The 9824-nt window shown below is 64.9% G+C and carries 11 protein-coding genes; 8 read left to right on the top strand and 3 right to left on the bottom strand.

All coding sequences use genetic code 11. The features are described 5' to 3' along the window. From VOI29_RS18950 to VOI29_RS18930, 5 genes are all read left to right on the top strand, one after another. Positions 1 to 843 (top strand): ferritin-like domain-containing protein (locus tag VOI29_RS18950; RefSeq protein WP_323782279.1); only part of this gene is annotated, 843 nt, incomplete at its 5' end. A 96-nt stretch (positions 844 to 939) separates the two neighbouring features. Then, on the top strand, positions 940 to 1449 hold the full coding sequence (locus VOI29_RS18945) for a hypothetical protein (protein WP_323782276.1): 510 nt from the start codon (positions 940 to 942) through the stop codon (positions 1447 to 1449). A 204-nt stretch (positions 1450 to 1653) separates the two neighbouring features. Next, positions 1654 to 2985, top strand: coding sequence for a M23 family metallopeptidase (locus tag VOI29_RS18940; protein WP_323782273.1), 1332 nt, complete (start codon positions 1654 to 1656; stop codon positions 2983 to 2985). Continuing rightward, positions 2975 to 3511 (top strand): polymer-forming cytoskeletal protein, encoded by a 537-nt coding sequence (locus tag VOI29_RS18935; protein WP_323782270.1) that lies wholly within the window; start codon positions 2975 to 2977, stop codon positions 3509 to 3511. Before VOI29_RS18940 ends, VOI29_RS18935 begins: the two co-directional genes overlap by 11 nt. Positions 3512 to 3725: 214 nt before the next feature. Continuing rightward, positions 3726 to 4970, top strand: a complete 1245-nt coding sequence (locus VOI29_RS18930) for a calcium-binding protein (protein WP_323782267.1) — start codon at positions 3726 to 3728, stop codon at positions 4968 to 4970. 50 nt (positions 4971 to 5020) lie between these two features. Here the strand turns inward: VOI29_RS18930 and VOI29_RS18925 are convergent, their stop codons facing one another. From VOI29_RS18925 to VOI29_RS18915, 3 genes are all read right to left on the bottom strand, one after another. Beyond that, complete coding sequence (locus VOI29_RS18925) at positions 5021 to 5983, bottom strand: DUF3179 domain-containing protein (RefSeq protein WP_323782264.1); 963 nt, start codon at positions 5981 to 5983, stop codon at positions 5021 to 5023. 170 nt (positions 5984 to 6153) lie between these two features. Continuing rightward, on the bottom strand, positions 6154 to 6702 hold the full coding sequence (locus VOI29_RS18920) for a peptidylprolyl isomerase (RefSeq protein ID WP_323782262.1): 549 nt from the start codon (positions 6700 to 6702) through the stop codon (positions 6154 to 6156). Beyond that, on the bottom strand, positions 6695 to 7201 hold the full coding sequence (locus tag VOI29_RS18915) for a peptidylprolyl isomerase (protein ID WP_260008171.1): 507 nt from the start codon (positions 7199 to 7201) through the stop codon (positions 6695 to 6697). Before VOI29_RS18915 ends, VOI29_RS18920 begins: the two co-directional genes overlap by 8 nt. Positions 7202 to 7340: 139 nt before the next feature. Between VOI29_RS18915 and VOI29_RS18910 the strand changes: the two genes are divergently transcribed. The 3 genes from VOI29_RS18910 to VOI29_RS18900 form a co-directional block, all read left to right on the top strand. Beyond that, positions 7341 to 8531 (top strand): phosphoglycerate kinase, encoded by a 1191-nt coding sequence (locus VOI29_RS18910; RefSeq protein ID WP_323782259.1) that lies wholly within the window; start codon positions 7341 to 7343, stop codon positions 8529 to 8531. A 280-nt stretch (positions 8532 to 8811) separates the two neighbouring features. Then, complete coding sequence (locus tag VOI29_RS18905; protein WP_323782256.1) at positions 8812 to 9111, top strand: FtsB family cell division protein; 300 nt, start codon at positions 8812 to 8814, stop codon at positions 9109 to 9111. A gap of 312 nt (positions 9112 to 9423) precedes the next feature. Next, the coding region (locus VOI29_RS18900; RefSeq protein ID WP_323782253.1) for a thiamine pyrophosphate-dependent enzyme at positions 9424 to 9824 on the top strand (401 nt) is incomplete at its 3' end.

The following is a 9824-nucleotide window of genomic DNA, read 5'->3' as shown; positions in this document are numbered from 1 at the left end:
ATGACCGATCAGCCCCTGTCGCTTGCCGAACGCGCCGCCGAAGTTCTGACCACCGCGGACGGCCGGGAAAAGACTGCGGTGTCGCGCCGCCATGCGGCCGAATGGGCCGCCTGGCGCGCCGGCACCGCGCCGGAAATCCCTGTCGGCACCGCATCGCCGCCCCTGCACCCGGCCCGCCCGGACCGGCCGGCGCTGCTGCATCCGCGCGATGTGCCCAAACGCAAACCCGGCTCCGAGGCCGGGCGGATTGCCCTGCTGCATGCCGTCGCCCATATCGAGCTCAACGCCGTGGACCTGCACTGGGACCTCATCGCGCGGTTTTCACATGTGCCGATGCCGATGGGGTTCTTTGACGACTGGGTCCAGGCCGCGGATGAAGAATCCAATCATTTCAACCTGATGTGCGACTGTCTTGAAGCCCTTGGCAGCCACTACGGCGCCCTGCCTGCCCATGCCGGCATGTGGCGCGCAGCCGAGGACACAGCAGGCGACCTGATGGGCCGCCTGGCCGTGGTGCCAATGGTGCTGGAGGCGCGCGGACTGGACGTCACCCCCGGCATGATCGGGGTGTTCCGCAAGGCCGGCATCACCCAGGCCGTGCAGGCTCTGGAGGTGATCTATGCCGAGGAGGTCAGCCATGTCGCCTATGGCTCCAAATGGTTCAACTTCCTCTGCGGCCGGGACAACCTGGATCCCAAGGAGGTGTTCCACGCATTGGTGCGCAAGTATTTCCATGGCCCTCTCAAACCGCCGTTCAACGAGGAAAAACGCGCCGATGCCGGCCTGCCGCCGGATTTCTACTGGCCGCTCGCCGATCAGGTGAAACCGCTGCCAGGCTGGTAGACCGCTGCCCGCCCTTGGCAGCCGGAGCGCAGGGCAGCCTTTACCTGAGCGCCGCCGAAGCCTAGACTGGAAAGTCCCGGACCCCCGGATGGACCCATGTTCGAGAACGACTTTCCACTGCTGAGCACCGCCAGCCTGGTTGCGCTGATCCTGCACAAGGCCGCCGCCGGGCCGGTCTCCCTCGACAGTTGCGATGCCGCCCTCGCCGCCCTGTTTCAGCAAGCTGATGAGAAACCGGGCCTGCCGCCGGCAGAGCTGCGCGACCGGCTGGCCGGCCATCTGTCGGACCTGGAGACCGCCCGCATTCTTGAACCGGCGCAGAACGGCAGCTGGCAGCTGACCCGCCGCGGCAGGCAGGCGCTGCGGCAGCACCCCGAAGGCCTCGACCAGACCGACCTTGCCAGATATCCGGAATTCGCCGCCCACCTGCGCGACACCGCCCACCACGCCTGCGGCATGGACCCGCGGCAGGACCGGTTTGACGAGGGCTTTCAGGCCTGCATGAACGGCCAGCCCTTCACCGCCAACCCCTATGCCTTTGATAACGCCGATCATCAGGCCTGGGAAAGCGGCTGGACCGAAGCGCAGGAGGACCGCCAGGGCTGACCGCCGCGCGCGCCCGGCCTGCTGCGGCCCGTCTCCATTTCGGCAAATTTCCGCCTATCTTTCCCCCGGACCGGCGCGTTCGGGGCCTGTTGGGTCAACAGGCTTGCCCAACCGGTCCGCCCTGTCTATTCACTTCGCCCAAGGTCCCGGCACGCCCTGCGGCGCCGGGGCGGGACCGGGACAGGACTGGACAGGGAACGGACATTGCGCACACGGCTTGCGATCAGAATTCACAGTTTTCTTGAACGCCGCTTCCCCGAGCGGCGGGTGTTCCTGAAATCCGACAGCGACACCCGCTTCATCCGGCTGCGGTCCGAAACCCAGCTGGTTGCCGTGACCGGCATCACCCTGTTTGTCGCCTGGACCATCGTTGCCACGGCCATCGTTCTGATGGACACCATCGGCGCCGGCAACTTCCGCGAACTGGCCAAGCGCGATCAGCAGACCTACCGCGAACGGCTCAACGCGATCTCTGCCGAACGCGACAACCGCGCCGAAGAGGCGCTGGCGGCGCAGGAGCGCTTTAATGCCGCGCTGACCCAAATTTCGATGATGCAGTCGGAACTGCTGGCCTCGGAAACCCGCCGCCGCGAGCTGGAAACCGGCATCGAGGTGATCCAGTCCACCCTGCGCGACACCATGCGCGAGCGCGATACCGCCCGGAACTCCCTGGCCCAGCTCAAGGCGGACACCCGGGACGAAAACACGGCCCATGCGGCGATGGCCAGCGCCTCGGCGCAGATGGACCTGCTGGCCGGGGTGCTGTCGGACACCGCGGCGGAACGCGACCAGATCATGGCCGATGCCCGCGACGCCATCGGCCAGCGCGACGAACTGGAACTGGAACTGCAGCTGATGGACGAGCGCAACAGCCAGATCTTCCGCCAGCTGGAGGAGGCCGTCACCGTCTCCGTCACCCCGCTCGACAAGATGTTCCGCAACGCCGGCATGCCGCCCGAGCGGATCCTGGAACAGGTGCGCCGCGGCTACAACGGCCAGGGCGGGCCGCTGACCCCTTTGGCGATGTCGACCCGCGGTGAGGCCCCCACAGCCGAGGCACTGCGGGCCAACAGCATCCTGGCCAAACTGGACCAGCTGAACCTCTACCGCCTGGCCGCCCAGCAGGCGCCGTTTGCGACGCCGGTGAACCTGGGCCAGGTCCGGCAGTCCTCGGGCTTCGGCTACCGCCGCGATCCCAAGACCGGCGGCCGCCGCCTGCACAAGGGGTCGGATTTCGCCGGTCGCACCGGCACCGACATCTTTGCCACTGCCGATGGCGTGGTCACCCATGCGGGCTGGCAATCCGGTTATGGCCGGCTGGTCACCATCCGCCATGCCTTTGGCATCGAAACGAAATATGCCCATAACTCGAAACTCCGCGTGAAGGTCGGCCAAAGGGTCTCGCGCGGGGATCACATTGCTGATATGGGTAACACCGGACGGTCCACCGGGACCCACCTCCATTACGAGGTCAGGGTCAACGGGCAACCAGTAAACCCCATGATCTACATCAAGGCTGCGAGAAATGTTTTCTAAGAGCAAAATCAACGAGCCCGGGCCGAAGCAGGCCGAAGCAACCCCGGCACCTTCTGCTGCGCCGGCGGCTCCGGTCAGCGACTACAAGGCCAGCGCGCCCAAGGCCAAGCCCGCCGCATCGCTGCTGAGCTCGGACCTGCACATCACCGGCAACGTCAAAACCACTGGCGACATCCAGGTCGAAGGCACCGTCGAAGGCGACATCCGCGCGCATCTTCTGACGGTTGGCGAAACCGCCACCATCAAGGGGGAAGTCACCGCCGATGACGTCGTCATCAACGGCCGCATCGTTGGCCGCGTGCGCGGTCTCAAGGTGCGCCTGACCGCCACCGCCCGCGTCGAAGGCGACATCATTCACAAGACCATCGCGATTGAAAGCGGCGCCCATTTCGAAGGCTCCGTGCAGCGCCAGGACGACCCGCTGAACCCGGGCGGCCGCAAATCCGCCCCTGCCGCGGCCCCTGCCGCCGCCGCCCCCTCCGCCGCCGTGCAGGCCGCAACCGCCGCGCATAAAGCCGAGGGCTGAGCCGCCTTCCCTGCCGGATCCGGCAGCAAACATCCAAAGCCGCGGGCCGACGCCTGCGGCTTTTTCCGTTTCCGGGAGCGGTGTTGCCATGGCTCCCTCCCGCTCAGGTGTCCTGTATTCCTTACCTTGCAGCCAGAAGTTGCCGCCAGTAAGAAATGCCTGACCTTCCGGCTGCCACAGCAGCCCGCAGCACAAAACTCAGGACATTTTTCATATGGCAACAGTTATCCTCAATGATCCGAGCGGAAGATGGTCGCTCAATGACCTGAATTCGCAGGATTTTGCCAACGCAAGCATCACAACGCAAACTTCGAACCTGATTGTCTTTACCGGCACAAACGGCGCTGGTTTCAGCTTGACCGGCGATTTTTCCGCCGCCTCGCCCTACGCCTGGACGCTAAAGTCGCTCAGCATCACATCCAACGGCGCGCAGGTTCTTTCGTTCTCCGGCTTTTCGATGAACTTCTACACTTTTGCGTCAACCAGCGGCGCCCGTCTGGAAGCGTCTCTTCTCTCCGGCAGCGATACAATCACCTCCAACATGGCCGAGGGCCAGCGCTGGCTGACGCATGGCGGCAACGATACGGTCAAACTCGGAACCGGCGACGACACGCTCTATGGCGGCAGCGGCACCGACCGCCTGATTATTGCGGACACCTTCGGCAATGCGTCGCTGTCCTCCGGCTACAGCACGGTCACCATCAGCTCGGGCGATGGCCGCGACATCCTGTCGTCGATCGAACAGCTTGAATTTTCCAACCGGACCTTTGCCCTGACTGCCGGCAGCTACAGCGGCAATTCCCTGACCGGAGACCATTCTGCCGGGCTGTCCAGCGACCTGATTTTGGGCGGTGCCGGCAATGACAGCTTGTCCGGGCTGTCCGGCGGCGATCTGTTGCTTGGCGAAGGTGGCAGTGACCGCCTGCTCGGCGGGGCCGGGCGCGACACCCTCAACGGCGGCGATGGCGATGACGCCCTCCTGGGCGACAGCGGGCGGGACCAGCTGATCGGCGGCAACGGCAATGACCTTTTGAATGGCGGCAGACACGGCGACAGGCTGCTGGGCGAAGGCGGTAATGACACGCTGAAGGGCGGCGGCGGCAAGGACGTCCTTATCGGCAATTCGGGCAACGACCTGCTGGCCGGCGGCAGCAGCGGCGATACCCTGCGGGGCGAGTCCGGCCGCGACACGCTGCTGGGCCACAAGGGCGACGACATGCTCACGGGCGGCAAACATGCGGATGTCTTCGTCTTCCACAAGGGCCACGGTAATGACACCATCAGTGACTTCACCGCCGGAGAAGACCACATCGCCATCGGCCGCGGTGCCAACCGCCTGAGCCGGCTGGAGTTCGACAGCCAGGGCGATGACGTCCTGGTCACCTTTGCCAATGTCACCATTCTGGTGGAAGACATCACCGTGGCGCAGCTGCAGGACGCGGACAACTTCCTGTTCTGACCTGCGCAATCTATGACCAGTTCAAGGTGCGCCCCGCCGGCGCGCCGTTGTTATTTCAGCATCCACTGCCCGTCCGGCCAGAACGCGTGAAAGGCAAAGGCGAACATCACGTCATGCGCCACATCGCGCCCGGCACCGTCCCGCACCCGCACCGAACCGATATCCCGGCCCTTGGCCAGCGCGCCCGCATCCAGCGCCGACGCCTGCCCGGCCCGCCAGCTCAGCACCACATCCGCCTCGCGGATCTCGCCTGCTTCTGCCAGCCGCGCCAGCGGCCAGGCCCGGCTGCCGACCCGCACCACCCGGTCCAGCGGCGCCAGCCCGTGCGGCGGCGGGGTGCCATCATACAGGAACGGCCAGTCCGACGTGTCGTACCCCCGGTAGGGGTTCTGCCCGTAACGCCGGTTATAGGCCGGCTGCGCCATCACCAGCCCATCCGGGTTGCGCGCCTTGAACTCTTCCCAGCTTTCGACCCAGCTGGGCAGGCTGGCCAGCTGCTGTCCGCTCATCTCGCCGGCAATGCCGGCGCCGATCGCCTGCTGCCACCAGCTTTGGGTTTCGCGGTCATACATCACCATATCGGAATAGCGCAGCTTGCCGGTAACCCCGAAGCTCAGCACCCCGGCCCGGGTGCGCCGGTCAAAGGTCATCGCGGAATTGCACAAGGGGCAATAGGTCACCGCCACCGGCACCCCGGCCACCTCGTCATTCACGATTTCATGCCAGGTCAGATAGCGCAGCGGATAGGCCCGCGCCCGGGCACCGCCGATCTCCAGCGCGATCACCGGCTCCCGCGGCTGCAGCCGCCGGTCCTTGGCTGCCGCTGTGAACTGCGGCGCATCCAGCGCCGGAATGCCGTCCTTGGGCACCCCGCCGGAACGGATCTGGCCCCAATCCGCGATCTTTGTCCGGTTGAAATCGGTTTCCGGCCATTCCCGCTGCCACCGCGCGGGGTCCGCCTGCACCATCCAGGGCAGCAAAACAGCCGCACTCAACAAAAAACGTCTCAACATAACAAACTCCCCGCCGGGCCCCAGTATTGGCACCTTGCCGGGCCTGACCAGAGCGAGACACAGGCTTGTGACCTGATGTCAGGGACCTGGCACAGCGCAGGGCTGCAACGGCACAGGCCCGCCCCCGGATACCGGGAACGGGCCTGCGGTTTTCCGGAAAACGGCGATCCTTATTCGGTCACAGTGACCTTGGACATGGCGTCGGGCTTACCGGTCACCGAGCCATTCTGCCCTGTGCCGCGCTTGATCGCGTCAACCACATCCATGCCTTCGGTCACCTTGCCGACAACCGTGTACTGGCCGTTCAGGAAATGACCCGCATCAAACATGATGAAGAACTGCGAATTGGCGCTGTTCGGGTTTTGCGAGCGCGCCATGCCCACCACGCCGCGGTCAAACGGCAGGTCGGAGAACTCGGCCGGCAGGTCCGGACGGCCGGAACCGCCGCGCCCGGCCGCGCTCATGTCGCCGCCGGCCTTGCCGAACTCGACATCGCCGGTCTGCGCCATGAAGCCTTCGATCACCCGGTGAAACACCACACCGTCATACTGGCCTTCGGCGGCCAGCGCAGTGATCTGTTCCACATGCTTGGGGGCCACATCCTCGAACAGGTCGATCCTGATGGTGCCGTTGGCGTCGCCCTCGACCTGAACCTCAAGACCGGTGGCAAAGGCAGGCCCAGCCGCCAGCAGGGCCAGCGCTGTCAGCGCCTTACGCATCCGCAGCAACCTTGACCGAGATCATCCGGTCCGGGTTCGCAGGCGGCTCGCCCTTGGTGATCGCGTCCACATGCTCCATGCCCTCGATGACACGGCCGTAAACGGTGTACTGGCCGTTCAGGAAGTGGTTGTCCTTGAAGTTGATGAAGAACTGCGAGTTGGCAGAATCCGGGCTCGCAGACCGGGCCGCGCCCAGGGTGCCGCGGTCATGCGGCAGCTTGGAAAACTCGGCCGGCAGGTTCGGCAGGTCGGAGCCGCCTGTGCCCGCCATGCGGATATTGAACCCGTCTTCCATGTCGCCATTGGCCACGTCGCCGGTCTGCGCCATGAACCCGTCGATCACCCGGTGAAAGCAGACGTTGTCGTATTCGCCGGCCCGGGCCAGCTCTTTCATCCGCTCGGCATGTTTCGGCGCCACATCGGGCAGCAGCTCAATCACAACATTACCGTCTTTCAGTTCGATGATGACGGTGTTTTCGGGATCTTTAATCTCGGCCATGAGGCTCTCCTGTCGTCGAAATTTGCACCGATAATTAAGGCCAGCGCCCGGAAATGCCAAGGGAGCATTGACTGATCCGCAAAAACCCCCGAAACAGCGGCCGGATTTACCTGCATTTTCACCATAAGGGGTCTCGCTGATGGGCTGGAAAACACTCGACGACATGGATCTGAACGGCAAGCGCGTGCTGCTGCGCGTCGACATCAACGTGCCGATCGTCGACGGGGTTGTCACCGACTCCACCCGGATCCGCCGCATCGCCCCCTCGGTGCGCGATATTCTGGCCGCCGGCGGCAAGCCGATCCTGCTGGCCCACTTCGGCCGTCCCGGCGGCGAGCGCCGCGAGAACCTGTCGCTGAACCAGCTGGTGCCGACGCTGGAACGCGCCTTTGAAACCCGGGTTCTGTTTGCCGCCGATTGCATCGGTGCCGGCGCCGAGGCCGCCGCGGACGCGCTGCAGCCCGGCGAGGTGCTGCTGCTGGAAAACACCCGCTTTCACGCCGCCGAGACCAAAAACGACCCCGAACTGGCCGCCGGCATGGCGCGTCTGGGCGAGGTTTACTGCAACGATGCCTTCTCTGCCGCCCACCGCGCGCATTCCTCCACCGAAGCCATCGCCCGGCTGCTGCCCGCCTGCGCCGGCCGCCTGATGCAGGCCGAGCTGCAGGCGCTGGAAAGCGCCCTGGGTCAGCCGCAGCGCCCGGTCACCGCAGTTGTCGGCGGCGCCAAGGTCTCGACCAAGCTGGATCTGCTGGGCAACCTGATCGAGAAGGTGGATCATTTGGTGATCGGCGGCGGCATGGCCAACACCTTCCTGGTCGCCAAGGGCCTGCCGGTCGGCATCTCGCTGGCCGAACGCATCATGAAGGACACCGCAGCCGAAATCCTCGCCAAGGCCGAGGCCGCGGGCTGCGAAATCATCCTGCCCTCCGACATCGTGGTGGCGAAGAAATTCGAAGCCCACGCCGAGCACCAGATCCTGCCCGCCGATGAATGCCCCGAGGATGGCATGATCCTGGATGCAGGCCCCGACAGCCTGGCCCGGATCAACGCGGTGTTCGAGGCCAGCAAGACGCTGGTCTGGAACGGCCCCCTTGGCGCCTTCGAGCTGGAACCCTTTGACACTGCCACCAACGCCGCCGCACTGAAAGCAGCCGCGCTGACCCGCGCCGGCCAGCTGATCTCGGTGGCCGGCGGCGGCGACACCGTGGCGGCCTTGAACGCCTCCGGCGCTGCAGGTGATTTCACCTATATCTCCACCGCCGGCGGCGCCTTCCTGGAATGGATGGAAGGCAAGGTCCTTCCCGGCGTCGCGGCGCTGGATCAGTAAAGAACAACGCCCGCCCGGTCAGCCGGGCGGGCCATCCGCGTGTTCCAGACCCGTGTTTCAGGCCTGAGTTCCAGACCTCTGTTTCCGGCCCGGGAGCGCGCGCCTGCCCCGCGCCGGGCACAGCCCTCCCGCCCCGCCCGTTCCACGCCGCGCTCAGAAAAATCCCCCTGTGGACAGTTTTGGGATTCACAAGCCGATTCGGTTGTGGCATAACAGGGGCAGACGCCGGGAAACGGCGCAAAATCAAAAACTTGAGCAGTAACATACAGGCACCTCCAAAGTGACCCGAAGCAACCGCCCGTCGCTGGGCGCCATCGCCTTCTTTGCCACCGCTTTCGCGCTTAGCGCGTATTTCACCTTTGCGGCCGTGCAGGGCGACTTCGGTCTGTTCCGGAGGGTCGAGATCCAAGCCGAAGCAGAAGAACTGCGGCTGGATCTCGACCGCCTTCAGTCCCGGATCAGCAGCATGGAAAACCTGACCAGCCGCCTGTCCGACGACTATCTTGACCTTGACCTGCTGGATGAACAGGCCCGCTCGGTGCTTGGCCTTGTCCGTGCCGACGAGATTGTCATCCGCTAAGGGCACATGGCCCTCCCCGGCAGGTCCGCCAAAGCAGCCCACCTTCCTCTGCGCCCCCCTCCCCGTCTCCGGCAGCAATGCGGCTAGGAAAATTACCGCTTTTCCTGACCGGTATAATTTTGCAGACTTCCGCTGCTGCAGTTTCGCCGGACCACCTTCCGCACCAGGGGCGGCGTGGCATTTTTGCGCTGCCCGGGCGGATTTTCACACCGCGGAACCCCCGCAGCAGAATAGCACTATCCAGCCGGGCCAAAACCGGATACTAATTGGTTTAACACTAAACTATCTAGCCTGCAGGGGGAGCCTACCACCATGGCCGCTAGGAAAAGCGCAAAGAAACCAAACGTTTCTGCCGAAGAGCTGACCAAGTACTATCGTGAGATGCTGCTGATCCGCCGATTCGAGGAAAAATCGGGCCAGCTATACGGCATGGGCCTGATCGGTGGCTTCTGCCACCTCTACATCGGTCAGGAAGCTGTTGTTGTCGGCCTTGAGGCCACCGCCGAGGAAGGCGACAAGCGCATCACCTCCTACCGCGACCACGGCCATATGCTGGCCTGCGGCATGGATCCCGACGGCGTCATGGCCGAGCTGACCGGCCGCGAAGGCGGCTATTCCAAGGGCAAGGGCGGCTCCATGCACATGTTCTCGAAAGAGAAGCATTTCTATGGCGGCCACGGCATCGTCGGCGCCCAGGTGCCGCTCGGCGCCGG

It is taken from the genome of Leisingera sp. (assembly GCF_034669605.1).
Classification (GTDB): Bacteria; Pseudomonadota; Alphaproteobacteria; order Rhodobacterales; family Rhodobacteraceae; genus Leisingera.
This window is presented reverse-complemented; position numbering and strand designations above follow the sequence as displayed.

Excerpts from the sequence above, each read along its gene's own strand:
- VOI29_RS18915 (WP_260008171.1), bottom strand. The coding sequence starts at position 7,201 with ATGGCCGAGATTAAAGATCCCGAAAACACCGTCATCATCGAACTGAAA.
- VOI29_RS18925 (WP_323782264.1), bottom strand. The coding sequence starts at position 5,983 with ATGTTGAGACGTTTTTTGTTGAGTGCGGCTGTTTTGCTGCCCTGGATG.
- VOI29_RS18945 (WP_323782276.1), top strand. The coding sequence starts at position 940 with ATGTTCGAGAACGACTTTCCACTGCTGAGCACCGCCAGCCTGGTTGCG.
- VOI29_RS18920 (WP_323782262.1), bottom strand. The coding sequence starts at position 6,702 with ATGCGTAAGGCGCTGACAGCGCTGGCCCTGCTGGCGGCTGGGCCTGCC.
- VOI29_RS18910 (WP_323782259.1), top strand. The coding sequence starts at position 7,341 with ATGGGCTGGAAAACACTCGACGACATGGATCTGAACGGCAAGCGCGTG.
- VOI29_RS18935 (WP_323782270.1), top strand. The coding sequence starts at position 2,975 with ATGTTTTCTAAGAGCAAAATCAACGAGCCCGGGCCGAAGCAGGCCGAA.
- VOI29_RS18930 (WP_323782267.1), top strand. The coding sequence starts at position 3,726 with ATGGCAACAGTTATCCTCAATGATCCGAGCGGAAGATGGTCGCTCAAT.